Genomic DNA, 25,398 nt, shown 5'->3' with positions numbered 1-25,398 from the left:
CCCGACCGGTCTCGTACGCCACTGAGCCCTGCCGCCGACGCGAGCGGCGGCGGGTCGTCCTCGGCGGCGTTCTCAGCCCTCGTACGCCACCCGGAAGCGGATCCCCGCCGCCCGCAGCCGGTCGATCAGCGCGTCGCCCATCGCGACCGCCGTCGTGACCTGGCCGGAGGTCTTCGGCAGGTCGTCGAAGGCCAGGCAGAGCGCCGACTCGGCCAGCATCTTCGCCGTCTCGTCGTATCCCGGGTCGCCGCCCGAGACCTCCGTGAACACCCGCCGTCCGCCGCCCTCGCCGACGAACCGCACGGAGAACCAGCTCCGGGCGCGCCGCTCCGCGCTCGGCCCCTGGCCCGGCTGGTAACGCTCCATCAGCCAGCGCCGTACGGGCGCCAGTTGGGCGGCCGCCACGCCGGTGCCGACCGCGGCCGCGCCGCCCAGTGCCATGGGGAGGGTCCGGACCGAGGCGTAGTGGCGGTAGCGGAAGTCCGGACCGTACCGCTCCAGCGCCGCCGCCGAGCGGGCCACGACCTGCGCGTCCAGGGTCGGCAGCGGCAGCGCCCAGGTGCCGGTCTCCCGGCTGAACCGCGGTCCTGCCAGCGGCGCCCGGGCCCGTCGTCCCACCAACCGCGGTTCGTGCAGCCGCCGTTCGTGCGCCGCGCGCAGCATCTCGCGGCCGCGCCCCATCGCCGTGAGCGCCGAGGCGAAGGTCCCGCCCGAGAAGACGGCGCCCGCCCGGACGAAGCCGTCGACCCGCAGCGGTACGTCCCGGGGGAGCCGTTGGACGGTGAAGTACGCGCCGAGGTCGTGCGGTACGGAGTCGAAACCGCACGCGTGCACGATCCGGGCCCCGGTCTCCCGGGCCCGCGCGTCGTGCCGGACGTACATCAGGTCGACGAACTCCGCCTCGCCGGTGAGGTCCACACAGTCCGTGCCGGCCTCCGCGCAGGCGGCCACCAGGTTCTCGCCGTACCAGACGTAGGGGCCGACGGTGGTCGCCACCACCCGGGTGGACGCGGCGAGTTCGCGCATCGCGTCCGGGTCGGCCGAGTCGGCCACGATCAGCGGCAGCTCCGCGCACCGCGGCCAGCGGGCCGCCAGTCGGTCCCGCAGCGCCTTCAGTCTGGCGCGCCCGCGCCCGGCCAGTGCCCACCGGCACCCGGCCGGGGCGTGCTCCGCCAGATACTCCGCGGTGAGCTCGCCCACGAACCCGGTCGCCCCGAAGAGAACCAGGTCGTGGGCCCGTGCCGCCGCGTCCCGCTCCGTGCCGGCCTCTGTCTCCATCCAGCCCCTCCGCCGTCGCCCGCGCCGTCGTCCGGGCGCGTGTCGTCGGCGGAGCCTAGCGGAACTCCGCCCCCACGCAATTTCCAAGCGCTTGCTCGGCCCGGGGTCTTGTGCGACGTGGAACACGTTCCTAGCATCTCCGGTGTTACATCATTGGTGTCACACATAGCTGGGGGCTTGATGGCAGGGACGCGGAACGCCCGGAACGGCCCGCTCTCCGGGGTGCGCGTGGTCGAGCTGGCCGGCATCGGGCCCGGCCCCTTCGCGGCCATGCTCCTGGCCGACCTCGGCGCCGACGTCGTCCGCGTCGACCGGCCCGGCGGCCCGGGGCTCGGCATCGACCCCGCGTACGACCTCACCAACCGCAACAAACGCTCCGTCCTCGTCGACCTCAAGGCCCCGGACGGGCCCCCGGCCGTCCTCGACCTCGTCGAGAAGGCCGACATCCTCGTCGAGGGGTACCGCCCCGGCGTCGCCGAGCGCCTCGGCGTCGGCCCCGACGCCTGCCTCGCCCGCAACCCCCGGCTGGTCTACGGCCGGATGACCGGCTGGGGCCAGGACGGGCCGCTCGCCGCCGCCGCCGGGCACGACATCGCGTACATCGCCCTCACCGGCACGCTCCACATGATCGGCCCCGACCCGGACGGCCCGCCCACCGTGCCCGCCAACCTCGTCGGCGACTACGCCGGCGGCTCCCTCTACCTCGTCGTCGGCGTCCTCGCCGCCCTCCAGCACGCCCGCGCCCACGGCGAGGGCCAGGTCGTCGACGCGGCCATCGTCGACGGCGCCGCCCACCTCGCCACCATGATCCACGGCATGCTGGCGGCCGGCGGCTGGCAGGACCGCCGGGGCGTCAACCTCCTCGACGGCGGCTGCCCCTTCTACGGCACCTACGAGACCGCCGACGGCGGCCACATGGCGGTCGGCGCCCTGGAGCAGCGGTTCTACGACGAGTTCGTACGCCTCCTCGGCATCGAGGACACCGCCCCCGCCCGGCAGGACCCGGGCCGCTGGGCCGAGCTGCGCACCGCCGTCGCCGACCGCTTCCGCACCCGTACGAGAGACGAGTGGACCGCCGTCTTCGCCGGGACCGATGCCTGTGTGGCGCCGGTCCTCTCGCTGCGCGAGGCCCCCGCACACCCGCACCTCGCCGCCCGCTCCACCTTCGTCGAGCACGGCGGCCTGACCCAGCCGGCGCCCGCACCCCGCTTCTCCGCCACCCCCGGCGCCGTCCGCACCGGACCCGCCCTGCCCGGCGCCGACACCCACGAGGTCGCCCGCGACTGGGACGTCCCCTCCCTCACCGCCAAGGAGCCGCAGGCATGAAGCGCCAGCTCTACACCGCCGACCACGAGTCCTTCCGCGAGACCGTCCGCACCTTCCTCGCCAAGGAGGTCCTGCCCCACTACGAGCAGTGGGAGAAGGACGGCATCGTGGCCCGCGAGGCCTGGCGCGCCGCCGGACGCCAGGGGCTGCTCGGCCTCGCCGTCGACGAGGAGTACGGCGGCGGCGGCAACGCCGACTTCCGCTACAGCGCGGTCCTCGCCGAGGAGTTCACCCGCGCCGGCGCCCCCGGGTTCGCCCTCGGCCTGCACAACGACATCATCGGCCCGTACCTCACCTCGCTCGCCACCGAGGAACAGAAGCGGCGCTGGCTGCCCGGCTTCTGCTCCGGCGAGCTGATCACCGCCATCGCGATGACCGAGCCGGGTGCGGGATCCGACCTCCAGGCCATCCGGACCACCGCCGAGGACCGGGGCGACCACTGGGTCCTCAACGGCTCCAAGACCTTCATCTCCAACGGCATCCTCGCCGACCTGGTGATCGTCGTCGCGCGCACGACCCCCGAAGGCGGCGCCCACGGGCTCTCGCTCCTCGTGGTCGAACGCGGGATGGCGGGCTTCGAACGCGGCCGGAACCTCGACAAGATCGGCCAGAAGTCCCAGGACACGGCGGAGCTCTTCTTCCACGACGTCCGCGTCCCCAAGGAGAACCTCCTCGGCGAGCTCAACGGCGCCTTCGTGCACCTCATGACCAACCTCGCTCAGGAGCGGATGGCCATCGCCGTCGCCGGCATCGCCGCCGCCGAACACCTCCTGGAGATCACCACGCGGTACGTCAAGGAGCGCGAGGCGTTCGGCCGGCCGCTGGCCCGGCTCCAGCACATCCGTTTCGAGATCGCGGAGATGGCCACCGAGTGCGCCGTCACCCGTACGTTCCTCGACCGGTGCATCGTCGATCACTCGAACGGGGAACTCGACGCCGTCCACGCCTCGATGGCGAAGTGGTGGGCCACCGAGCTGCAGAAGAGGGTCGCCGACCGCTGTCTGCAACTGCACGGGGGGTACGGCTACATGGCCGAATTCCCGGTCGCCAGGGCGTTCACCGACGGCCGCATCCAGACCATCTACGGCGGCACGACCGAGATCATGAAGGAGATCATCGGCCGTTCCCTGCTCGGCTGACCCCCACCCGCGCCCGGGGCCCCGGCCGGGACCCCTCCGCTGTCCACCCTCCTGAAAGGCTTCTCGTGAGCACCGAAGCGTACGTGTACGACGCGATCCGCACCCCGCGCGGCCGCGGCAAGGCCAACGGCGCCCTGCACGGCACCAAGCCCATCGACCTGGTCGTCGGCCTGATCCACGAGCTCCGCGGCCGCTTCCCGGGCCTCGACCCGGCCGCGATCGACGACATCGTCCTCGGCGTCGTCGGCCCGGTCGGCGACCAGGGCTCCGACATCGCCCGTATCGCCGCCATCGCCGCGGGGCTCCCCGACACCGTCGCCGGCGTCCAGGAGAACCGCTTCTGTGCCTCCGGCCTGGAAGCCGTCAACATGGCGGCGATGAAGGTCCGTTCGGGCTGGGAGGACCTGGTCCTCGCCGGCGGCGTCGAGTCCATGTCCCGCGTCCCGATGGCCTCGGACGGCGGCGCCTGGTTCGCCGACCCGATGACGAACTACGAGACGAACTTCGTCCCGCAGGGCATCGGCGCCGACCTCATCGCCACCATCGAGGGCTTCTCCCGCCGCGACGTCGACGAGTACGCCGCCCTCTCCCAGGAGCGCGCCGCGACCGCCTGGAAGGACGGCCGCTTCGACCGCTCCGTCGTCCCGGTCAAGGACCGCAACGGCCTCGTCGTCCTCGACCACGACGAGCACATGCGCCCCGGCACGACCGCCGACTCGCTCGCCTCCCTCAAGCCCTCGTTCGCCGCCATCGGCGACATGGGCGGCTTCGACGCCGTCGCCCTGCAGAAGTACCACTGGGTCGAGAAGATCGACCACGTCCACCACGCGGGCAACTCCTCCGGCATCGTCGACGGAGCCTCCCTCGTCGCGATCGGCTCCCGGGAGGTCGGTGAGCGGTACGGAATCACCCCGCGCGCCCGGATCGTCGCCGCGGCCGTCTCCGGCTCCGAGCCCACCATCATGCTCACCGGACCCGCGCCCGCCACCCGCAAGGCGCTCGCCAAGGCCGGTCTGACGATGGACGACATCGACCTGGTCGAGATCAACGAGGCCTTCGCCGGCGTCGTCCTCCGCTTCGTCAAGGACATGGACATCAGCCTCGACAAGGTCAACGTCAACGGCGGCGCCATCGCGCTCGGTCACCCGCTGGGTGCCACCGGCGCGATGATCCTCGGCACCCTCGTCGACGAGCTGGAGCGCCAGGACAAGCGCTACGGCCTGGCCACGCTCTGCGTCGGCGGCGGCATGGGCATCGCCACGATCGTCGAGCGCGTCTGACCGTCCGTTCCCTTCCCACTTTCGGAGACACTCCAATGAACGAGAGCACCACCATCCGCTGGGAGCAGGACGAGTCCGGCGTCGTCACCCTCGTCCTCGACGACCCGAACCAGTCGGCGAACACCATGAACCAGGCGTTCAAGGACTCCATCGCCGCGATCGCCGACCGGGCCGAGGCCGAGCGCGACTCCATCCGCGGCATCGTCTACACCTCCGCCAAGAAGACCTTCTTCGCCGGCGGCGACCTCAAGGACATGATGAAGGTCGGGCCCGAACAGGCCCAGCAGGTCTTCGACACCGGCATGGCCATCAAGCGCGCCCTGCGCCGCATCGAGACCCTCGGCAAGCCGGTCGTCGCCGCCATCAACGGCGCGGCCCTCGGCGGCGGCTACGAGATCGCCCTCTCCGCCCACCACCGCATCGCCCTCGACGCGCCCGGCTCCAAGATCGGCCTGCCCGAGGTCACCCTCGGCCTCCTCCCCGCGGGCGGCGGCGTCACCCGTACCGTACGGCTGATGGGCATCGCCGACGCCCTGCTGAAGGTGCTCCTGCAGGGCACGCAGTACTCGCCGGCACGTGCCCTGGAGAACGGCCTCGTCCACGAGCTGGCCGCCACCCCCGAGGAGATGCTGGCCAAGGCCCGCGCCTTCATCGACACGCACCCCGAGTCCCAGCAGCCCTGGGACGTCAAGGGCTACAAGATCCCCGGCGGCACGCCCTCGAACCCGCGCTTCGCCGCCAACCTGCCGGCCTTCCCCGCCAACCTGCGCAAGCAGCTGAACGGCGCCCCCTACCCGGCCCCGCGCAACATCCTCGCCTGCGCCGTCGAGGGCTCCCAGGTCGACTTCGAGACCGCCCAGACCATCGAGGCCCGGTACTTCACCGAGCTGGTCACCGGCCGGACCGCGAAGAACATGATCCAGGCGTTTTTCTTCGACCTCCAGGCCGTCAACTCCGGCGCCAACCGCCCCCAGGGCGTCGAGCCCCGCCCCGTCCGCAGGGTCGCCGTCCTCGGCGCCGGCATGATGGGCGCCGGCATCGCGTACTCCTGCGCCCGCGCGGGCATCGACGTCGTCCTCAAGGACGTGTCCGCGGAAGCCGCCGGGCGCGGCAAGGAGTACTCCGAGAAGCTCTGCGCCAAGGCCGTCTCCCGGGGCCGTACGACCCAGGCGAAGGCGGACGAGCTGCTCGCCCGCATCACGCCGACCGCGGACGCGGCCGACCTGGCCGGCTGCGACGCCGTGATCGAGGCCGTCTTCGAGGACACCGCGCTCAAGCACAAGGTCTTCGAGGAGATCCAGGACGTCGTCGAGCCGGACGCGCTGCTGTGCTCCAACACCTCGACGCTGCCGATCACCGTGCTCGCCGAAGGCGTCTCCCGCCCGGAGGACTTCATCGGCCTGCACTTCTTCTCGCCCGTCGACAAGATGCCGCTGGTCGAGATCATCAAGGGCGAGCGCACCGGCGACGAGGCCCTGGCCCGCGCCTTCGACCTCGTCCGGCAGATCAACAAGACCCCGATCGTCGTCAACGACTCGCGCGGCTTCTTCACCTCGCGGGTCATCGGCCAGTTCATCAACGAGGGCGTGGCGATGGTCGGCGAGGGCGCCGACCCGGCCTCCGTCGAGCAGGCGGCGGCCCAGGCCGGCTACCCGGCGAAGGTCCTCTCCCTCATGGACGAGCTGACCCTCACCCTGCCCCGCAAGATCCGCGAGGAGACCCGGCGCGCGGTCGAGGAGGCCGGCGGCACCTGGGCCGGGCACCCCTCGGACGCGGTGATCGACCGGATGGTCGACGAGTTCGGCCGCACCGGCCGCAGCGGCGGCGCGGGCTTCTACGCGTACGACGAGGACGGCAAGCGGGCCGGGCTGTGGCCGGGGCTGCGGGAGCACTTCACGCGCGCCGACGTGACCCTCCCCTTCGAGGACATGAAGGAGCGGATGCTCTTCTCCGAGGCGCTGGACTCCGTGCGCTGCCTGGAGGAGAACGTCCTCACCTCGGTCGCCGACGCCAACATCGGCTCCGTCATGGGCATCGGCTTCCCCGCGTGGACCGGTGGCGTCCTGCAGTACATCAACGGCTACGAGGGCGGGCTCGCCGGCTTCGTGGCACGCGCGCGTGAACTGGCCGAGCGCTACGGTGACCGCTTCCTGCCGCCGGCGTTGCTGGTGGAGAAGGCGGAGCGGGGCGAGGTCTTCACCGACGCGTGACGGCGGGGACCGCCCCCGGCCGGCTCACGGGTCCCGTGGCGCCGGCCGGGGGCGGTCCCGCCGCGCGGGCCGCGGTCAGTCCCGCTTCGCCTGACCGAACGCGGCCCGCAACTCCTCGCGCAGCGACCGCTGGAAAGCCGTGACGAGGGCCTGGACCACCATCGGCTGCATGTGCGCCGACAGCGACTTCATCGCCGCCAGATGGTCCGGGTCCGACGCGCGCTCGCGGTACGGGTTCCACACCTCGTCCTGGAACAGCCGGGACAGCTCCTGCGCCGCCGCCCGCGCGTGCTCCAGCAGGACGGCGCGGGAGGCCAGGATCGTCTCGTGCGCGATCGGCACGTCCAGCAGCTCGACACCGAGCCGCAGCAGCGTGCCGTCGAGACGGAACACCTCCGGGTCGGACCCCTGGTCGAGGACGCCCATCGCCGCGAGGCGCGCGACGTCCTGGTCGGTCAGCGCCCGCCCGGCCCGCCGCTCCAGCTCGCGCCGGGTGATCTCCTCGGCCGACTCGGGCGCCCAGGAGGCCACCAGCGCGCGGTGGATCGCCAGGTCCTGGGCGCTCAGCTCGGGCGGCAGCTGCTCCAGGTACCGCTCGATGGCGGCCAGCGTCATGCCCTGGCGCTGGAGCTCCTCGATCAGGGCCAGCCGCGACAGGTGCTCGGGGCCGTAGTGCCCGACCCGCCGGGGTCCGATCACCGGCGGCGGCAGCAGCCCCTTGGTGCCGTAGAAGCGCACCGTGCGCACGGTCACCCCCGCCCGCGCGGCCAGCTCGTCGACGGTGTACGTCGGCCCCTGCCCCTCCTGCCGCGCCCCGCTCTCGGTGGCCATCGCAGGCGCCTCGCTTCCCGTCCCCGTACCGTGCCGTCCCCGTTGGTGCAACAGTATTGCTGTCTCACCGGCGTTGTAAAAGGTGCGGGACGTCCCGGCCGTCCGCGGGGTCAGCGGGAGGCGGGGACGCGGCCGGTCACCACCACCGCGCCGTCGGGGGTGCGCCGCGCGAGGTCGCCGGTCCGGAGGTAGCCGTCAGGGGTGAAGGAGCGGACGTTCTCCTCGGGCGCCCGGTAGTAGCCGCGTGGGGTGTACGGGCCGCGGGCGAGGAGCTCGCCGACCTCGCCCGCGGGCACGTCCCGGCCGGCGCCGTCGACGATGCGGAGTTGGTCGTCGGGCGAGAGCGGGCGGGCCCCCGGGGCGGCGTCCTCGTCCGGTCCCACCGGCCGGCCCAGGAGGAACGGTCCCTCGGCCTTCGCGAGGACGTGCTGGATCCGGCAGCCCGGTGCGGCGCCGCCGATCCGTTCGGCGTCCGCCCGGTGCGGGGGCGCGCCCCCGAGCTGCACGAGGCGCAGGGTGCTCACGTCGGCCCGGGCCGTGGGGAGCGCGTCGAGCCACGGCCGGGCGACGTCGGGGCCCATCGACGCGACGGTGACCCGTTCCCGCTCGACGGCCGTCAGGCAGGCGGCGGGGTCGGGGTCCTCGACCAGGACGACGGTGCCGCCGACGGAGAGGGTGCCGACGATGCCGGGGCAGCCGAGGGCGAGCGGCGACTCGGCGGGCAGCGCGGACAGGTACACGTCGTCCTCGGTGAGCGCCACCCGCTCGGCGGCGGCCCGCGCCTGGTAGGCGTAGTCGTTGTGGGTGCGCGGAACGAGCCGGGGTGACGCGGGTGTGTCGGCGGAGAGCAGGAAGAACGCCACCTGGTCGGCGCTCTGCGGGAGGGCGGGCTCGGGGGCGGCGTCGATGGAGTCGAGCGGGGCGTACTGACAGCCCGACGGATCGGTCGTCAGGCCGCCGTACGGGGACGCGGTGCCGGGAGCCTCGTAGGTGAACACCCGCCGCAGGAACGGCCATCGGGCCGCGATGTCCGCCGTCATCGCGGTGTGGTCGAAGCCCGGGTACGCCGCGGGGCCGACGTGGCCGACGGCCTGGGTGAGCCGCACGAGGCCGGCCACCTCGGGGGTGCGGTACGCGAGCGGGCAGAGGACGGGGACCGCGCCCGCGCGCATCAGCGCGAAGACCGTGACGACGAACTCGGGGACGCTCGGCAGCTGGACGAGGACCCGCTGCCCGGGCCGGATGCCCCGCAGCCGGAACCCGGCGGCCCTGCGGTCCACCCGCCGGTTCAAAGCCGCGTAGGTGAGACGGATGTCGCCCTGGACGAGCGCGGTCCGGGGCCCGTACGCGAGGGCCCAGCCGCGCAGCAGGTTGTCCAGCGTGTTGCCCCGCCAGAGCCCGGCCGACCAGTAGCGGTCGACGAACTCCTCGGGCCAGGGTGTGCAGCCGTCGAGCATGGAGACGCTTCGCTTTCTGTCCCGGTGGCAGAGACCCGCGCCGACGACGGCGCGTGGCTTGTGATCCAATCCCGCGCCGCCCCCGCGGGCAATGCGCTGTCCCGACCATGCCCACCGCGCCCCCTCGGCGAAAGATCCAACCCCCGCCGCTGACCTGCCCCGACACCACCCCGAACCGCCCCACCGCGGCGCGGGACAGGACCCCCGACAAAACCCGGAAGCGCCCCACCCCCTCGCCGGGGCAGGATGCCGTTCCGTGAACCCTCTCCTGTCCGGCCTGGCCGCCAACCCGGCGCTCCCGCCCGATCTGGTCGACCGATTGATCGCGGTCGCTGACGAGGACCTCGCGGCGGACCTGGCGGCCCGCCCGGACCTCACCCGCGCGCAGGCGGTCGCGTTGGTCTCGCGCCACGAGGAGAGTGCCTGGTACCTCGCGCGGGGCAAGTTGACCGCCGCCGACATCGATCCGGCGCGGCTGCCACTGGCCGCTCTCGCCCTGCTCGGCCAAGGGGCCGGGCCTCCGGAGTGGGCGCGCCTGTTCGCCCCCGACCCGGCGGTCGAGCGCCGCGAACGGCTGGCCGCCTGCCCCGGTCTCCCGGCCGATGTGGTGGAGACGCTCGCCGCGGACGCGGACGCACGGGTCGTCGAGGAGCTCGCGCTGTGGACCACGCCGGAGACCGCCGCCGGACTGGCCGCGCATCCGTACGCGGAGGTGCGCCGCGCGGTGGCGGTCAACGAGGCGACGCCGCCGGCGGTGCTGGCGGCGCTGCTCACCGGCGACGGCCTCCCGCCCGCCGAGCGGTGCCGGGTCTGCGACCGGGAGGAGACGCCGTTCGTCCACGACCCGCACTGCCCCCGGCCGGACTGCGATCTGCCGCCGGACGCCTCCTGCGACGGCTCCCACCGGTCCGCCCTCCACGCCGTACGGGAGGCGGCGCTGCGCAACCCCGCCACACCCGCCGAGGCCGTCGTCGCCTTCACCGACGACCCGTCCCCGCTGCGCCGGTCGGCGCTCGCCGCCCGCTCGGACCTGCCCGCCGAGGTGTACGCACGGCTCGCCGAGGACGCCTCGCCCCTGGTGCGGGCCGACCTCGCCGGAAACCCGGCGATCGCCCCCGCCGTCATGCGCGTCCTCGCCTCGGACCGCGCCGAGGAGGTGCGGCGAGCCGTCGCCCACCACCCCCGGGTGCCTCTCGACACCCTCGCCTCCCTCGCCGGCGGCACCAGGATCGGCGCCGGTCTGCCGCCCCGGATCGCGGCGGCTTCGCCCGCCGAGGTGGGGCGGCTCGCCGCGTCACCGGACCCGGCCGTCCGGATGCTCGTCGCCCGACGGCGCGACCTCCCGGCTGCCGTCCGCGACGCGCTCGCCACCGACCCCGACGCGAAGGTGGTCGCCTCCCTCGCCCCGCACCCCGGCCTCTCCGAGGCGCGACTGCGCGCCATGGCCGACCGGCACGGAGGCCGGGTCGCCGCCGCGGTCGCGTCCAACCCGGACGCGCCCCCGGCGCTCCTCGAGGACCTGGCCCGGCACCGACCGACGCCCCGCAAAGCCCTCCACGCGATCGCCGGACACCGCCACGCCCCCGCGTCGGCGCTTCTTGCCTGCCTCGAAGACGCCAAGGCCCGACCGCTCGCGGCAGGCCATCCTTCCCTCCCGCCCCGGACGCTCGTGGAGCTGCTCACCGACCCGGACGAGCGGGTGGCCGAAGCGGCGGCCGCCAACCCGTCGCTCCCGGCGGTCGTGAGGGAGGGGCTCGTGCCTTAGGGGTGCGCGGGTCACGGTCGCCCCCGCCGTGGGGTGGGGCGTGTACATGACGCTAGAGTCACGTGCTTGTTCGAACAGAGGTGTGAGGGCAGGGGAGGGGCATGTACGCCGAACTCAGAGACACGGCCACCGAATTGGCCGGCGTCCTGTGGCGGGAGCACACCGTGTACCGGGAACGGGGCGGTGGGGTCGTCATCCGGGGGGAGCACGTCGGGCGGTGGATCAGCCTGGCGCCGACCGGGGGGAAGGACCAGGCGCGGGTGCGCGCCGGGCGGCTTCTCGACGGGGGGACCACAGCGCCCGCGCGGTCCGAGGTCGTCGTCGACCTCTCGCTCGGGACGAGCGAGCTGGCCGCGGTCTGCCGGCGGCTGCTCGCCGACGTCGCGGCCGCCGATGACCGGCCGGCCGCCGCCGGCCGCGGGCGGGCGGCGCGCCCCCCGAAGCCCGGCCGTGAGCGCCGGGAGCGTCCGAGGCGCCACACCGGCGTGGGTTCCTGGCTGGTGCTGATCTGCGTGGTGGGTGTCGTGGGCCTGTGGGCCTACAGCGTGTTCGGCGCCGCCGGCTCCTGACGGCCACGTCCCCCGGCGGACCGGGCGGGGAGGTCAGTCCTCCGTGACCGGCGGTCCGACCACGGTGGTGCGGCCCTCGCGGAAGAAGCGCCGGTGCCGCACGCGGACCAGCAGCATCACCACCGCGCCCAGCACGATCGAACCGATCCCCAGCAGGAAGACGCCGCCGACGCCGCCGGCCGAGGTGGAGCCGTAGTCGGGGTCCGTCATGTCGTACGCGCCCCGCGCGAAGGCCGCCAGCATCATCAGGCCGCCCGCCAGTGGCATGACCCCCATGACCAGCAGGTTCCGCGCGGAGCGCCGCAGCTCCGCGCGGAAGTACCACACACAGGCGAAGCCCGTCACGCCGTAGTAGAACGCGATCAGCAGGCCGATCGACAGCACCGCGTCCCCCAGGAAGTCGGGGGAGACGAGCGTGAGCAGGACGAGGACGGCGGCGGTCGCGCAGCCGATGTACACCGTCCCGTACGCGGGTGTGAGGAAGCGCGGATGGGTGCGGCCGAAGGCCGCCGGCAGGGCGCCGTGCGCGGCCATCGACAGCGTGATCCGGGGCATGGCGCCGACCCCGGTCAGCAGCGCCCCCACGGCCGAGACGGCGATGGCGAGCGTGACGACCTTCCCCAGGGCGTCGCCGAGGACCGCCGGAGCGAGCCCGGTGAGGGCGTCGGCCGCCGTCTCCTCGTTGCCGAGCCCGAGCCCCGTGTCGCCCGTCCCCGCGAAGGAGAGCGCCGCGCAGGCCGTGAAGACGTAGGTGACGAGGAGGATCAGGGTCGACGCCACCGCCGCCCGGCCGGGTGTGCGCCCGCTGTCGACCGTCTCCTCGTTGAACGTGATCAGCGCGTCCCAGCCCCAGTAGATGAACAGACTCAGCAGCACCGACTCGGCGAAGGGCCCCCAGCCCCCGAACCCGAAGGGGTTCAGCCAGTCCGCCGAAGGGGTCGTCACACCGGCCCCGGCGAAGGCGGCCACCCCGAAGACGAGCAGCGCGAGGAGCTGCAGCCCGATCATCGCGTACTGCAGGTGGGCGGCGAGCTGGATGCCCCGGTACGCCACCAGCGTGGTCACGGCCAGCAGGACGACGGCGAGCGCCGTGACGGCGAAGGTGTCGTCGGCCGCCGCGTCGAGACCGACGAGGGCGAACAGCGCGGTCGCGCCGACCTGCGCCAGCGTCGTCATCACCAGGACGGTGGCGATCAGGACCGCCCAGCCGCCCGCCAGCCAGCCGGCGGCCGGACCGAAGACGCGGGTCGTCCACACGAACGTGGCGCCGCAGTCCGGCATCCGGCGGTTCAGCTCCCGGAACGCGAACGCGGTGAGGAGGATCGGCACGAAGCCGAGGACCAGCGCGGCCGGCGCGAGGTCGCCGACCGCGAGGACCACCAGGCCGAGCGTCACGGCGATGCTGTATGCCGGGGCGACGGAGGCGAGGCCCAGCGAGATGGTCGCGAGCAGCCCCACGGAGTCGCCCCGCAGCCCCTTGTCGGTGAGGTGCGGGGCGGCGGGCGGAGATGGGTCGGTGGTCATGGCGGCCTCCCGGGAGGGAGACTACGACCGGAAGGCCGTGCTCGCCGGGCCGACGCGCCCGCCGACGTGATCACCCCGGCGAGCGAGCGGGTCAGCCCGCCGCGTACCCCGTCACCGGATAGTGATCACTGAGGTTGGTGTAGGTGTACCGGGTGCCCCAGCTGGAGACCGTCCACGGCGCGCTCCGCTCCAGCACCACGTCGTTCGTCCAGCCCGCGGGCCGGGCGTGGCCCGCGCGGTGCAGGACGTAGTCGAGGTCCTCGCGGGGGTCGACCGGGTAGCGCTCGGAGGCGATCGAGTTCAGCTCGGTGTCGAAGGAGTACGGGTGTCCCGTGCGGGCCTGGGCGCCCGTGACGCCCAGGTCGGCCAGCATGGTGCCGTACTCCGCCGTGTGCGAGTCGACGTTGAGGTCGCCGGCCACCACGACCTGCTCGCCCGCGGGGATGTTCTTGGCGTCGAGGAAGGCGTCCATCGCCTTGAACTGGCGGCTGCGCATCTGCGCCGCCTCTCCGGCGGAGCATCCCGGGTCGGTGGACTGGGCATGGGTGCCCACGACATGGACCCTGCTGCCGTTCACGTCGAGGACGGTGTAGACGAAGCCCTTGTTCGAGTACCAGTCGGAGCCGCAGGCGTCCTTGTAGACGTACTGCTCCTTGCGGACGATCGGCCACTTGCTGAGGATGGTCACCCCGCCGTCCTCCGGGGTGGTGGCGGAGTACGCGCCGCCGGTGGCGTCCCAGCCGCTCTTGGAGCGCCCCATCACGGGGGTCTGGTGCGGGTACTGCCCGGCCGCGTTCGCCTTGAGGGCGTCGGAGGAGGCGTTGTCGAACGCCTCCTGGAGGACGACCACGTCGTTGCCCTGGAAGAAGGAGGCGGCGGGTATGGCCTTGGCCCGGTGGTCCTGTCCCCAGTTCGGGTAAAGGGTCTTGGAGAACAGGAACGCGTTGTAGGAGAGCACCTTGAGCCGGGGGGTCTCGGCGGCCGAGGCCGCGGAGGCGGTCGTCGCCAGCGTGGCGGCGGCGAGCGCGCCGGAGAGGGCCACGCCGAGGGCGCGACGCTGGAGCGGGACAAGCGGCACTGGAACTCCCGTAAGGTAGTGGGGGGTTGGACCGGCGCCGCACATCAAATCAGCCGTGGTTACCTTCCGGTAGCCGTTGGGTGCCGGGAATGTTGCGCGGGCCGCACCAGTGCGCCAACTCTCGCGCGGTCGAACCGATTCGCACGAAAAGTCGTTTTTGCGACCAGGTAAGATGCGCGCATGACCCTCGCGCAGAATTCGACGATCTTCAACATGGACCTCGGTCCGCTCAACCCCGTCACGGCGGAGCTCATCCTCGGCGTCGTGCTGTTCGCCCTGACCTTCCTCATCCTGGCGAAGGGCATCCTGCCGAAGATCAACCGCACCCTCGCCGAGCGCGAGGACGCGATCGGCGGCGGCACCGAGCGCGCCGACGACCTGCGCGCCGAGGCCGCCGGGATCCGTGAGCAGTACGAGGCGGAGCTGGCCGAGGCCCGCCACGAGGCCGCCCGCATCCGCTCCCGCGCCACCGAGGAGGGCGCGGCCGCCATCGCCGCCGCCCGCGCCGAGGGCGTCGCCGAGCGGGACGCGATCCTCGCCGCCGGTGCCGAGCGCATCGCCGCCGAGCGGGCCGCCGCCGAGCGCGAGCTCACCGCCGACGTCGACGCCTGGGCCCACGCCCTCGCCGGTCGCATCGTCGGCGAGCCGGTCGGCGCCGACCGCGCCTGACCCGCACCGCACCACGTGTACGGGGCCGTGCCCCGGGCCCACGCCCGGGACACGGCCCCGACCCATATCCGCCCTTTGCCTGGTACGCCCCGGAAGCGCAGGCTGAGAGGGTGAGGAGAGAGAACGGCGTGACCGCACCGCAGGACCCCGCGAGCCCCGGCGAGACGACCGCCCTCCCCGCCGGGCCGCCACCAGCGGAGACGGCCGCACCCTCGCCCGCCGCCCCCGCGCAGACGCCCGCCCCGGCCGAAACCGCCGCACCCTCGCCCGCGCCGCCGCCCGTCGGCGGAGTGCTGTGGAGCGTCGCCGGAGACGTCCGCGCGCTGCTGATGCTGCCCGCCGCCCTCACCATGCAGGTCGCCCACCCCGCCGTCGGCGCCGGAGTCGACGAGCACTCCGTCTTCCGCACCGACCCCTGGGGCCGCGGCGAGCGCTCACTGCGCTCCGTCATGCTGTGGGTGTACGGCGGCGAGGCCGCGGCCGAGGAAGGACGCCGGCTGCGGCGGCTCCACCGCACCATCCAGGGCACCGACGCCCACGGCCGCCGCTACCACGCGCTCACCCCCGCCCACTACGCCTGGGTCCACGCCACCGGCTTCCCCGTCTACCGGTACGGGCTGCGCTACCTCCACCGCCCGCTCACCCCGGACCAGGAGCGCCGGCTCTACGCGGAGTGGCTCCAGGTCGGCCGGATCCTCGGCATCCACGACCGGGACATGCCCCGGACGATCGAGGAGTTCTGGCCGTACTACCGCGCCGTGCTCCGCGACGAGCTGGAAGCCACCGTCGTCGTCCGCGAGCTCGTCGACCCGGACCAGCCGGTGCCGCCGCCCGACCGCGGGCCGCTGCCGCTCCGGCTCCTGTTGCGGCTGCTGTGGCCGCTGATCCTGCCCCGGTTCGCCCGCTTCCGGTACTTCGTCACCGTCGGGCTCATGCCCCCGGACGCCCGCGAGGCCATCGGGCTGACCTGGAGCGACCGCCAGGAGAAGCGGCTGCGCCGCTTCGCCCTGGTCGTCCGCACCCTCGTCCCCCTCCTCCCCGAGCGGCTGCGCTATCTGCCCATGGCGCGCGAGGCCCGCCGCCGCGCCCGGCTCAGCGGAGCAGCCCGCCGCGCGCGATGACCTGCGCGTACCAGCGTGCGCTGTCCTTCGGGGTACGGCGCTGGCTCGCGAAGTCGACGTACACGATCCCGAACCGCTTGCCGTAGCCGTACGCCCACTCGAAGTTGTCCAGCAGCGACCAGAGGAAATAGCCGCGCACGTCCGCCCCGTCGGCGATCGCCCGGTGCGTCGCCGCGAGGTGCGCGTCCAGGTAGGCGACCCGCTCGGGGTCGTGGACCGCGCCCTCCGGGTCGGCGTAGTCGTCGTAGGCGGCGCCGTTCTCGGTGATCAGCAGGGGCACCCCCGGCAGCTCGTCGCGCAGCCGCACCAGCAGGTCGTACAGCCCGTCCGCGTCCACCGGCCAGTCCATCGCCGTCCGCGGCCCCGGCGCCGGCAGGAACCGCACCCGCTCGGCGGCGCCGGGCCACGGCGAAGGCGTCTCCGACGTGCCCGCCGCGACCACGGACGGGGAGTAGTAGTTGACCCCGAGCGAGTCGATCGGCGTCGAGATCGTCTCCAGATCGCCGTCCCGGACGAAGGACCAGTCCGTGAGGTGTGCCGTGTCGGCCACCAGATCGTCCGGGAGCCGGCCGTGGAAGACCGGATCGAGGAAGAGGCGGTTGCCGACCGCGTCGATCCGCCGGGCGGCGTCCCGGTCCTCCGGCGCATCCGAGAGCGCCCTGACGGCGTGCAGATTGAGCGTCAGCGACACCTCGGACGAGGCGGGAAGCGCCCCGCGCAGCACCCGCGCGGCCAGGCCGTGCGCGAGGTTGAGGTGGTGGGCGGCGCGCAGGGCGTCCGCCTCGTCGGTACGACCGGGGGCGTGGACCCCGGAGCCGTACCCCAGGAAGGCCGCGCACCAGGGCTCGTTGAGGGTCGTCCAGGTGGAGACCCGGTCGCCGAGCGCCTCGGCGGCGAGGGAGGCGTACTCCGCGAACCGCTCGGCGGTCGCGCGCTCCGGCCAGCCCCCGGCGTCCTCCAGCTCCTGGGGGAGGTCCCAGTGGTACAGCGTGGCCACGGGCCGGATCCCCGCGTCGAGCAGCTCGTCGGCCAGCGCGCGGTAGAAGTCCAGGCCCTTCTGCGCGGCCGGCCCGCGGCCGGTCGGCTGGACCCGGGGCCAGGAGAGGGAGAAGCGGTAGTCGGTGAGCCCCACCTCCTTCATCAGGGCGACGTCCTCGCGCACCCGGTGGTAGTGGTCGGCGGCGATGTCACCGGTGTCGCCGTTGCGCACCTTGCCCGGAATCCGGCTGAAGGTGTCCCAGATCGACGGCGTACGGCCGTCCTCGGCCGCCGCACCCTCGATCTGGTAGGCGGCGGTGGCCGAGCCCCAGCGGAAGCCGGCAGGGAAGAGAGCGTTCATGGGTGAGGAACTCCCGTGACGAGGAAGAGGCGAAAGGAGTGAGAAGCGGCGAGAAGGAGGGGGAGGCGGGGCGCCGACCGCGGCCGGTGGCGGCCGGCCGGTCAGCCCTTGACCGCGCCCTGCATGATGCCGCCGACGATCTGCCGGCCCAGCAGGCCGAAGACGAGCAGCACGGGCAGCGTGCCCAGCAGCGTCCCCGCCATGATCACCGACTGGTCGTGCACGTACCCGCCGCCCAACTGACGCAGCGCGACCTGCACGGTCGGGTTCTGCGAGGAGAGGGCGACGATCGGCCAGAAGAAGTCGTTCCAGGCGGCCATGAAGGTGAGCAGCCCGAGGACGGCCATCCCCGGTTGGGCGATCGGCACCACGATCGACCAGAAGATCCGGGCGGAGGAGGCGCCGTCGACCCGGGCCGCCTCGATCAGCTCGTCCGGCAAGGACTGCACCAGGTACTGGCGCATGAAGAAGACCCCGAAGGCGGAGACGAGTCCGGGCAGGATCACCGACTGGAGCTGGTTCACCCAGCCCAGTTCGGCGATGACCATGAAGAGCGGGATCACGCCGAGCTGGGGCGGGATCATCATCGTGCCGACGGTGAGCGCCAGCAGCGCGCCCCGGCCGCGGAAGCGCAGTTTGGCGAAGGCGAACCCGGCGAGCGTGCAGCAGAGCACGGTGCCGACGGTGATCGACCCGGAGACGACGAGGGAGTTGAGGAGCGCCGTGCCGATGTCGGCCTCCTCCATCACCGCCCCGAAGTTGTGGAAGAGGTTCGACCCCGGCAGCAGGGTCGGCGGGACCTGCGCCAGATCGGCGTTGGAGCGGCTGGCGGCCACGATGGTCCAGTAGAACGGGAACGCGGAGACGAGCACGGCGAGGATCAGGATCGCGTAGGTGATCCTGCCGCCGTGCCCCGTGCGGGCGGTGCGCGCGGTCATGCCCGGCCCTCCTCTCGACGTGAACGGCGGCGGGCGATCAGGGCGTTGACCCCGACCAGGAGCAGGATGAGGAGGAACATCAGCCAGGCGATCGCGGCCGCGCGGCCCAGATGGAAGAAGCCCCAGCCCTGTTCGTACAGATAGAGCCCGAGGGTCTGGTACTGGTGCGAGATGCCGCCCGAGATCGATCCCTCGAAGAGCAGCGGCTCGCCGAAGAGCTGGGTGGCGCCGATGGTGGAGACGACGGTGGTGAAGACGATCGTGGGCCGCAGACCGGGCAGGGTGACATGGACGAACTGCCGCCAGCGGGACGCCCCGTCCATCTCCGCCGCCTCGTACAGCTCCGACGGGATCGACTGCATGCCCGCGAGGTAGATCAGCGCGTTGTAGCCGGTCCAGCGCCAGACGACGATCGACGAGACGGCGATCTGCGAAGCGAGCGTGCCGTTCTGCCAGTCGACCGGGCCGAACCCCACCAGCGACAGGACGTAGTTGACCAGCCCGAAGTCCCGGCCGAAGAGCTGGGCGAAGACGAGGGTGGCGGCGGCGACGGAGGTCGCGTACGGCAGGAGCATGGCGGTACGGAAGAAGGTCCGGCCGCGCAGCTTGTAGTTGAGCAGGTGAGCCAGGCCGAGCGCCATCGCCAGCTGCGGCACGGTGGACAGGACCCCGATGGTGAACGTGTTGCGCAGCGCGGTCCAGAAGAACTCGTCGGTGAGCAGCGCGGTGTAGTTGCCGAAGCCGCGCCACTCCATGTCCCCGGGGGTCTGCAGCTCGACCCGGTAGAGGGAGACGAAGGCGGTGTAGAGCAGCGGGAAGAGCCCGAAGGCCGCGAACAGGGTGAAGAACGGGGCGAGATAGGCGTACGGGACGAGGGTGGCCCACCGGCTGCGGCGGGTGCCGCCGGTGGACCGGGCCGACGGCGGCGGGACGGGGGCCGTCGTCGGCCCGGAGGCGGTGAGGGTCACGGTGCGGCCCTTCGGTCGGTCGGGGGAGGCGAGCGAGGCAGGGGGATGGGGGAGACGGGGAGGGGGCGGAGCCGGGCGGGGGCAGAGGCGGGGGCGGCCCCCTCGCCCCGGCCCCACCCGGGGCTCGGCTCAGCCGGTGGCGTTGCCGGGGGTCCGGCTCAGCCGGTGGCGTTCTCCACGCCCTTGCGCGCGTTCGACCACGCCTTCTCCGGGGACGTGCCCTTGCGCTCCACCTCGCTCAGCGCGTTGGTGATCTGGTCGGCGACGTTCTTGTCGTGGACCCCGAGGACCTGGACGGGCGCCGCCTTCGCCGCGTCGCCGAAGATCGTGCCGATCGGGGCGCCGGAGAAGTACGGGTCCGTCGCCGACGCGACCTGCGCGATCGCGCCGGTCGAGGAGGGGAAGTTGCCCTGCTTCCTGAAGAGCGCCGCCTGCTGGGCCGGAGCGGTCAGCCACTGGATCAGCTCGTACGCCTCCTTCTTGTGCTTCGCCGCGCGCGGCACGGAGAGGTAGGAGCCGCCCCAGTTCCCGGCGCCGCCGGGCAGCTTGGCGATGTCCCACTTGCCCTTGCCGGCGTCACCGGCCTGGCCCTTGATGTAGCCGAGCATCCAGGCGGGGCACGGGAGCGTGGCGAAGGAGCCCGCGGAGAACGCCTGGTTCCACTGCGGCGACCACTGGTCGAGCTTGGCGCTCAGACCGGCCTTCGCCGCCTGCGTCGACGTCTCCCAGGCGTGCTTCACGGCCGGGTTGTCGGCGTAGATCAGCTTGCCCGAGGCGTCGTAGTAACGCTCCTTCTCCTGGCCGACCATGACGGTGTAGAGGCTGCCGACGCTGTCCAGCCACGCGCTCTTGCCCGGGGCCTTGGCCTGGTACTGCCTGCCGAGCTCCAGGTACCCCTCCCAGGTGGACCACTTGCGCGCCAGCTCGGTGCGGTCGGTCGGCAGCCCGGCCTGCCGGAAGAGGTCGGTGCGGTAGCACATCGCCTCGGGGCCGACGTCCGTGCCGAGACCGAGGACCTTGCCGTCCTTCGTCATCGCGCCGGCCCAGGTGGCGGGAGCGAACTCGCCCTCGAGCTTGGCGGCGCCGTACCGGGTCAGGTCCTCGAACTTGTCCGCCTGCTGCTGGGTGACGGAGGCGATCCGGCCGACCTCGATGCCCTGGACGTCGGCGAGCCCGCCCCCGCCGGCCAGCCGGGTCTGCAGCGACTTCCAGTAGTCCTGCTCGTCCTCCGTGTCGGTCTGCTTGATCGTGACGTTCGGGTGGAGCTTCTCGTACGCGGCGTACAGCCCGGCCTCCTTGTAGCCGAACGAGCCGAAGAGGTCGACGGTGATCGTGACCTTCCCGCCCGCGCTGTCGGAGGCGCCGTCGGATCCCCCGGATCCACAGGCGGCGAGGAGGGCCCCGGCGAGGGCGACCGCGCCGAGTCGGACGGCGGTTCTCCTGGCGGCTCGGGCAGTGGGCATGGAAGCCTCCCTTGGCTTCGAAAGTCCGTCGAGAGCGCTCGGCAGAAGCCGTGGGCCGGGTTTTGAGAGCGCTCTCAAGAATGCGTCTGGAGCGTGCCTCCCCGGCGATGCTCCCGTCAAGAGCCGAACGCGAAACAGTTCCCGGAGACGGGCCCCCGAAGGGGGCCGGGGCGGAGGCGCGCGGAGGATCAGGCGACGGCGCGGAGAGGGCGGGCAGAGGGGCGTACGCGGTCGGGCGACGGCGCGCGGGCGGTTCAGGCGGCCGGGTCCCGGGGGGCTCAGGCGGAGGCGCGCAGGACCAGTTCCGTCGGGGTGATCACGGACTCGGCACCCTCGCCGTCCAGGGTGCGCATCAGCAGCCGTACCATCAACCGCCCCATGCCCTCGATGTCCTGATGGACCGTCGACAGCGGCGGGTCGGTCGCCTCCGCGACCTGCCGCATGTCGTCGAAGCCGACGAGGGCGACGTCCTCCGGCACCCTGCGGCCCTGCTCGCGCAGGACCCGCAGCGCCCCGGACGCCATGAGGTCGTTCGCCGCGAAGACGGCGTCCAGGTCGGGCCGCCGCCGCAGGAGCGCGGCCATCGCCCGGGCCCCGCTCTCCTCGGTGAACGCCCCCTCCTCCACCAGCGCGGGGTCGGCGTCGGGCAGCTCGTCGCGGTAGCCGTCGAGCCGGTCGAGCGCGGAGGTCTGGTCGCCCGGGCCCGTGATGTGCGCGATGGTCCGGCGGCCGAGCGTACGGCGGAGATGGCGGACGGCCGCCCGTGCGCCGCCGCGGTTGTCGCAGTCGACGTAGGGGACCGCGGGCTCGTCCGCGGGCCCCGTCCAGCCCGGCCGTCCACCGAAGACCGTCGGGACCTGCACGCGCCGGACGATCGAGGGCAGTTCGTCGTCGTTGTGCAGCGAGAAGGCGAGCGCACCGTCGACGTGGCCGCCGCCGAGGTAGCGGGCGATCCGCTCGTGGTCGCCGGGCCCCTCCACCCAGAGGAGCACCAGTTGGGCGTCGTGCGCGGTCAGCTCGCGGCTGATGCCCCGTACCTGCTGCTCGAAGAAGGGATCGGAGAAGATCCGGAACTCCGGCTCGGCGATGATCACGGCGACGGCGCCGTTGCGCCGGGTCACCAGGGTCCTGGCCGCGTGGTTGGGGATGTAGCCCAGCTCCTCCACGGCCTTGCGCACCTTCTCCACGAGGATCTCGCGGACGCCCGCCCCGCCGTTGACGACCCGCGACACCGTCGCCCGGGAGACTCCGGCGCGCGCGGCGACGGCTTCCAGGGTGGGGCGCGCCCCGGACGTCGGCTCGCTCAAGGCTGGCTCCTCACGGACGGGACCACGGGGGCCGGCGGCGGACGGGAGCGGCCGGCGGTGGACGGGGGACGACGGTGCTGACAGGGAAGAGGTTAACGGGTGGCCGACATCCGGGGGCGGGACGTGAAAGCGCTCTCACCTGCCGTCACCGGCTCACGAGGCCCCTGTCGCCGTCGCGGCCGGCGCCCGGCGGCGGCAGCCCCCTGCCGCGGTCCGTTGCCCGGCGGCGGTCGTCAGCCGCGCCGCAGGACGTCGACGCTCGGCAGCGAGCGGTGGCGGTGGTGCGCCTCGGCGATCCCCGCGAGCGCGGGGCGGTCCAGGGCGCGGTAGGCGAGGGCCAGCAACTCGGCCGCGTACGCCTCCCGCTCGGGCTCGCCGTACGACGCCCAGTGCAGATCCCGGCCGAGCGCCAGCGCCTCGGCCGGATCGCCGGCGGCGGCCCGTCGCAGGGCCTCCTCGCGGGCCTTCCGGAGCGCGGCCGGGTCGTCGAACAGCTCCTCCACGAAGGTGCCGAAACGGTACGCGTCGGCAGCGCCGTGCGGCGGTCGGTCCAGCGCCGTCGCCCCGGTCACCAGGGCGCCCGCCCCGTCCAGGGTGGTGACCCGGTCGGCGTCGACCGCCCCGTGGCCGTACTCGTACGTCTGCGCGTAGGCGAGGCCCGTCTCCGTGCGCTCCGCCGTCTCGAAGCCGAGGAGCAGACCGCGCAGCGCGCCGAGGTCGGCGAGCCGGGCCGTCTCCGCCTCCTCGCCGTCGGCCGCATACGCGGCGAGATCGCGCTGCGCCGCCTCGACGCGGCCCCGCAGCGCTTCCAGCGGGGTGCGGTGACGGCGCTCGACGTCGTCGCCGTCGTTGGTCCAGTACGAGGCCACGCCCGCGCACGTGCGCCCGTCGTCGGACCAGAGGCCGAAGTGCAGCCCGTCGGAACCGCCGTGCAGGAAGGTCAGGAACTCCGGCGGATCGCGGTAGTAGCGGCCGTGCACCCGGATGTCGAGCCCGTCGCGGGGCAGGGCGTCGGGGTCGGCGAAGAGGTCCGTCACGCCGCAGGGCGCGACGCCCAGGTCGCGCAGCGCCCGGCGCTCCACCGGCCCGAGAGCGGCGAGGAAGTCCAGGAAGCGGAGGAAGGAGGCGGGCGGTTCGAGCCCCCACTCGGCGCCGATCCGCCGCACGACGGCGTCCCGCACCGCCGGATCGCCGTACCGCTCCCCGTCCGTCACCACGTCCCCCACCCCGCCCGTCTCCCTCGTCCGTCCACGCGTCCGGCCGCGCACCTGGTCATGCCGTCGGTGAGCGTATCCGGAGCACGGACGCGCCCCTTCCCGCCCCGGGGGGAGGGCGGGAAGGGGCGCGACGCCGTACCGGCGCACACGGCGACCGGCGCGTACGGCGAGCGCGGTGGGCGCGGCGACCTGCGTGCGGACCGGTCAGCGTGCGGATCGGGTCGGCGTGCGGAGCGTCACCGTGCCGACAGATCACCGTGCCGACGGATCACCGTGCGGACGGATCACCGTGCACGGATCCGCCGCCCGGGTCGGGTCAGTGTGCGTCCCGAGCGCCGTGCTCGTGCACGGTGTTCGTCTGCGCGATCTTCTTCCACGACCGGGGCTGCACGGGCTTGGCCCGTCCCGGGAGCGCGGCCGGAGCGTCGGCGCCGGCGGACGAACGGGCCGCCGACCGGCCCGGCGCCGCCGCGCCGCCCGCTTCCGTCCCCGCCGCGGTCGGCGCGGCCGGCTTCACCGGCTGGTAGAGCCAGGTGTCGAAGAGCCCCGCGAGCGGCTTGCCCGAGATCCGCTCGGCGTACTTCACGAAGTCGGCGACCCTGGCGTTGCCGTAGGCGAACTCCGTCGGCCAGCCCTTCAGAATGGCGAAGAAGTCCTCGTCGCCGATCTCGTTGCGCAGTGCCTGGAGGGCCAGGGCGCCCCGGTCGTAGACGGCGACGTGGAACTGGTCGTCCGGGCCCGGGTCGCCCGGCTTCACGGTCCAGAACGGGTCGTCGGCCGCGCGGGTGGAGTAGACGTAGTCCGCCAGCTCCTGCGCGGTGCCCTCGCCCTCCTTCTCCGACCACAGCCACTGGCTGTAGCGGGCGAAGCCCTCGTTGACCCAGATGTCCTTCCAGCGGTCGACGGAGACGCTGTCGCCGTACCACTGGTGCGCCAGCTCGTGCACGACCACGGAGACGTTCGCGCCGTTGGCGAACTGGCGCGGGCTGTAGAACGGCCGGGTCTGCGTCTCCAGCGCGTACCCGCTGGTCACGTTGGGGACGTACCCGCCGAGCGCGTTGAAGGGGTACGGTCCGAAGACCTCCTCCAGCCACTCCGCGACCTCGGTCGTACGCTCGATGCTCGCGCGGGCGGCGCCCGCGTTGTCGCCGAGGTCCCTGCTGTACGCGTTGAGGACCGGCAGCCCGTTCGCCGTCTTGTCGGTCGTGATGTCGAACTTCCCGACCGCGAGGGTGGCCAGATAGGTCGCCTGGGGCTTGTTCGAGCGCCAGTTGTAGCGGGTCCAGCCGAGGCGCGACGACTGCGACTGCAGCACGCCGTTGCTGATGGCCTGGGTGCCGTCCGGGACGGACACGGAGACGTCGAAGGTGGCCTTGTCCAGCGGGTGGTCGTTGGACGGGAACCACCAGGCCGCCGAGTCCGGCTCCTGCGCGGCGACGCCCCCGTCGGGGGTGCGGTGCCAGGCGGTCCAGCCGCCGATCTTTACCTCGGAGGGCTTGCCGGCGTAGCGCACCACGACGGAGACGGTCCGGTTCTTCTCCAGTGGGGCGGCCGGGGTGATCTCCAGCTCCTGCTCGCCGGAGGTGGTGAAGCGGGCCTTCTTGCCGTTCACCCGGACCTCGCTGACCTTCAGTCCGAGGTCGAGGTTGAAGCGGGAGAGGTTCTGCTTCGTGGTGGCGAGGATCGTCGCCGTCCCCTCCAGCAGGTCGGTGGCGGGCTGGTAGGTCAGCCGCAGGTCGTAGTGGGAGACGTCGTAACCGCCGTTCCCACTGGCCGGGTAGTAGGGATCGCCGATGCCCGGGGCGCCCGGAACGAAGTCGGCGGCCGATGCCGGGATCGCCAGCAGGAGGGAGGCCGCGAGAGCGCTCGGAACGATGATTCTGCGGTGCACAGGAGCTCCAAGTCGGGAGACGTCAGAG

At 73.3% G+C, this 25,398-nt stretch carries 20 protein-coding genes; 8 read left to right on the top strand and 12 right to left on the bottom strand.

The genetic code is table 11. The annotated features are described in order from the left end of the window. Positions 1-72 precede the first annotated feature (72 nt). Positions 73-1,278: a saccharopine dehydrogenase family protein gene (locus ACZ6RC_RS12730; protein WP_469581742.1), complete on the bottom strand. Its 1,206-nt coding sequence runs from the start codon at positions 1,276-1,278 to the stop codon at positions 73-75. 180 nt (positions 1,279-1,458) lie between these two features. Between ACZ6RC_RS12730 and ACZ6RC_RS12725 the strand changes: the two genes are divergently transcribed. The 4 genes from ACZ6RC_RS12725 to ACZ6RC_RS12710 all read left to right on the top strand — a co-directional run bounded on the left by ACZ6RC_RS12725 (position 1,459) and on the right by ACZ6RC_RS12710 (position 7,233). Next, positions 1,459-2,604 (top strand): CaiB/BaiF CoA transferase family protein, encoded by a 1,146-nt coding sequence (locus ACZ6RC_RS12725; protein ID WP_469581738.1) that lies wholly within the window; start codon positions 1,459-1,461, stop codon positions 2,602-2,604. Beyond that, on the top strand, positions 2,601-3,743 hold the full coding sequence (locus ACZ6RC_RS12720) for an acyl-CoA dehydrogenase family protein (RefSeq protein WP_391135271.1): 1,143 nt from the start codon (positions 2,601-2,603) through the stop codon (positions 3,741-3,743). Before ACZ6RC_RS12725 ends, ACZ6RC_RS12720 begins: the two co-directional genes overlap by 4 nt. A gap of 65 nt (positions 3,744-3,808) precedes the next feature. Further along, on the top strand, positions 3,809-5,023 hold the full coding sequence (locus ACZ6RC_RS12715; RefSeq protein ID WP_469581735.1) for an acetyl-CoA C-acetyltransferase: 1,215 nt from the start codon (positions 3,809-3,811) through the stop codon (positions 5,021-5,023). A gap of 35 nt (positions 5,024-5,058) precedes the next feature. Then, complete coding sequence (locus ACZ6RC_RS12710; RefSeq protein WP_453611461.1) at positions 5,059-7,233, top strand: 3-hydroxyacyl-CoA dehydrogenase NAD-binding domain-containing protein; 2,175 nt, start codon at positions 5,059-5,061, stop codon at positions 7,231-7,233. A gap of 75 nt (positions 7,234-7,308) precedes the next feature. On the opposite strand, the gene ACZ6RC_RS12705 is transcribed toward ACZ6RC_RS12710, so the two are convergent. Continuing rightward, on the bottom strand, positions 7,309-8,064 hold the full coding sequence (locus ACZ6RC_RS12705) for a MerR family transcriptional regulator (protein ID WP_469581731.1): 756 nt from the start codon (positions 8,062-8,064) through the stop codon (positions 7,309-7,311). Positions 8,065-8,174: 110 nt separating this feature from the next. Beyond that, entirely contained in the window at positions 8,175-9,590 is a 1,416-nt protein-coding gene (locus ACZ6RC_RS12700) for an AMP-binding protein (RefSeq protein ID WP_469581729.1), read from the bottom strand. Between the two features lie 187 nt (positions 9,591-9,777). On the opposite strand from ACZ6RC_RS12700, the gene ACZ6RC_RS12695 reads away from it, so the two are divergent. Continuing rightward, positions 9,778-11,286 carry a hypothetical protein gene (locus ACZ6RC_RS12695; protein ID WP_469581726.1) on the top strand — a complete coding sequence of 503 codons (1,509 nt, stop codon included), beginning with the start codon at positions 9,778-9,780 and terminating at the stop codon, positions 11,284-11,286. Between the two features lie 101 nt (positions 11,287-11,387). After that, entirely contained in the window at positions 11,388-11,855 is a 468-nt protein-coding gene (locus ACZ6RC_RS12690) for a hypothetical protein (RefSeq protein ID WP_453611453.1), read from the top strand. A gap of 33 nt (positions 11,856-11,888) precedes the next feature. Here the strand turns inward: ACZ6RC_RS12690 and ACZ6RC_RS12685 are convergent, their stop codons facing one another. Together ACZ6RC_RS12685 and sph are read right to left on the bottom strand one after the other, a co-directional pair. Beyond that, positions 11,889-13,379: an APC family permease gene (locus ACZ6RC_RS12685; RefSeq protein ID WP_391135253.1), complete on the bottom strand. Its 1,491-nt coding sequence runs from the start codon at positions 13,377-13,379 to the stop codon at positions 11,889-11,891. 91 nt (positions 13,380-13,470) lie between these two features. Beyond that, positions 13,471-14,502: a sphingomyelin phosphodiesterase gene (gene sph / locus ACZ6RC_RS12680; RefSeq protein ID WP_469581720.1), complete on the bottom strand. Its 1,032-nt coding sequence runs from the start codon at positions 14,500-14,502 to the stop codon at positions 13,471-13,473. 135 nt (positions 14,503-14,637) lie between these two features. Between sph and ACZ6RC_RS12675 the strand changes: the two genes are divergently transcribed. Then, positions 14,638-15,126 (top strand): F0F1 ATP synthase subunit B family protein, encoded by a 489-nt coding sequence (locus ACZ6RC_RS12675; RefSeq protein ID WP_453611446.1) that lies wholly within the window; start codon positions 14,638-14,640, stop codon positions 15,124-15,126. A gap of 290 nt (positions 15,127-15,416) precedes the next feature. Next, complete coding sequence (locus tag ACZ6RC_RS12670) at positions 15,417-16,247, top strand: oxygenase MpaB family protein (protein WP_469582840.1); 831 nt, start codon at positions 15,417-15,419, stop codon at positions 16,245-16,247. On the opposite strand, the gene ACZ6RC_RS12665 is transcribed toward ACZ6RC_RS12670, so the two are convergent. The 7 genes from ACZ6RC_RS12665 to ACZ6RC_RS12635 all read right to left on the bottom strand — a co-directional run bounded on the left by ACZ6RC_RS12665 (position 16,219) and on the right by ACZ6RC_RS12635 (position 25,370). Continuing rightward, positions 16,219-17,586: a GH1 family beta-glucosidase gene (locus tag ACZ6RC_RS12665; protein WP_391135244.1), complete on the bottom strand. Its 1,368-nt coding sequence runs from the start codon at positions 17,584-17,586 to the stop codon at positions 16,219-16,221. The two genes, ACZ6RC_RS12670 and ACZ6RC_RS12665, sit on opposite strands and share 29 nt — an antisense overlap. A gap of 101 nt (positions 17,587-17,687) precedes the next feature. Next, positions 17,688-18,524: a carbohydrate ABC transporter permease gene (locus ACZ6RC_RS12660; RefSeq protein ID WP_469581713.1), complete on the bottom strand. Its 837-nt coding sequence runs from the start codon at positions 18,522-18,524 to the stop codon at positions 17,688-17,690. Next, positions 18,521-19,492, bottom strand: a complete 972-nt coding sequence (locus ACZ6RC_RS12655) for a carbohydrate ABC transporter permease (RefSeq protein WP_469581710.1) — start codon at positions 19,490-19,492, stop codon at positions 18,521-18,523. The genes ACZ6RC_RS12660 and ACZ6RC_RS12655 overlap by 4 nt, the downstream gene beginning before the upstream one ends. Positions 19,493-19,650: 158 nt before the next feature. Beyond that, positions 19,651-20,955, bottom strand: a complete 1,305-nt coding sequence (locus ACZ6RC_RS12650; RefSeq protein WP_469581707.1) for an ABC transporter substrate-binding protein — start codon at positions 20,953-20,955, stop codon at positions 19,651-19,653. A gap of 278 nt (positions 20,956-21,233) precedes the next feature. Beyond that, entirely contained in the window at positions 21,234-22,262 is a 1,029-nt protein-coding gene (locus tag ACZ6RC_RS12645; RefSeq protein ID WP_391135233.1) for a LacI family DNA-binding transcriptional regulator, read from the bottom strand. A gap of 233 nt (positions 22,263-22,495) precedes the next feature. Next, the gene (locus tag ACZ6RC_RS12640; RefSeq protein WP_469581703.1) at positions 22,496-23,488 is read right to left on the bottom strand and encodes a hypothetical protein; all 993 of its coding nucleotides are present in this window, start codon (positions 23,486-23,488) and stop codon (positions 22,496-22,498) included. 307 nt (positions 23,489-23,795) lie between these two features. Further along, entirely contained in the window at positions 23,796-25,370 is a 1,575-nt protein-coding gene (locus tag ACZ6RC_RS12635) for a M1 family metallopeptidase (RefSeq protein WP_469581701.1), read from the bottom strand. Between the last annotated feature and the right edge of the window lie 28 nt (positions 25,371-25,398).

The sequence above is a fragment of the Streptomyces sp. NPDC048353 genome, assembly GCF_055587165.1.
This window is presented reverse-complemented; position numbering and strand designations above follow the sequence as displayed.

Bases quoted from the DNA above. Each gene is read 5' to 3' on its own strand.
- ACZ6RC_RS12660 (WP_469581713.1), bottom strand. From the start codon at position 18,524: ATGACCGCGCGCACCGCCCGCACGGGGCACGGCGGCAGGATCACCTAC.
- sph (WP_469581720.1), bottom strand. From the start codon at position 14,502: ATGTGCGGCGCCGGTCCAACCCCCCACTACCTTACGGGAGTTCCAGTG.
- ACZ6RC_RS12730 (WP_469581742.1), bottom strand. From the start codon at position 1,278: ATGGAGACAGAGGCCGGCACGGAGCGGGACGCGGCGGCACGGGCCCAC.
- ACZ6RC_RS12705 (WP_469581731.1), bottom strand. From the start codon at position 8,064: ATGGCCACCGAGAGCGGGGCGCGGCAGGAGGGGCAGGGGCCGACGTAC.
- ACZ6RC_RS12650 (WP_469581707.1), bottom strand. From the start codon at position 20,955: ATGCCCACTGCCCGAGCCGCCAGGAGAACCGCCGTCCGACTCGGCGCG.
- ACZ6RC_RS12675 (WP_453611446.1), top strand. From the start codon at position 14,638: ATGACCCTCGCGCAGAATTCGACGATCTTCAACATGGACCTCGGTCCG.
- ACZ6RC_RS12665 (WP_391135244.1), bottom strand. From the start codon at position 17,586: ATGAACGCTCTCTTCCCTGCCGGCTTCCGCTGGGGCTCGGCCACCGCC.
- ACZ6RC_RS12725 (WP_469581738.1), top strand. From the start codon at position 1,459: ATGGCAGGGACGCGGAACGCCCGGAACGGCCCGCTCTCCGGGGTGCGC.
- ACZ6RC_RS12710 (WP_453611461.1), top strand. From the start codon at position 5,059: ATGAACGAGAGCACCACCATCCGCTGGGAGCAGGACGAGTCCGGCGTC.
- ACZ6RC_RS12720 (WP_391135271.1), top strand. From the start codon at position 2,601: ATGAAGCGCCAGCTCTACACCGCCGACCACGAGTCCTTCCGCGAGACC.
- ACZ6RC_RS12690 (WP_453611453.1), top strand. From the start codon at position 11,388: ATGTACGCCGAACTCAGAGACACGGCCACCGAATTGGCCGGCGTCCTG.
- ACZ6RC_RS12685 (WP_391135253.1), bottom strand. From the start codon at position 13,379: ATGACCACCGACCCATCTCCGCCCGCCGCCCCGCACCTCACCGACAAG.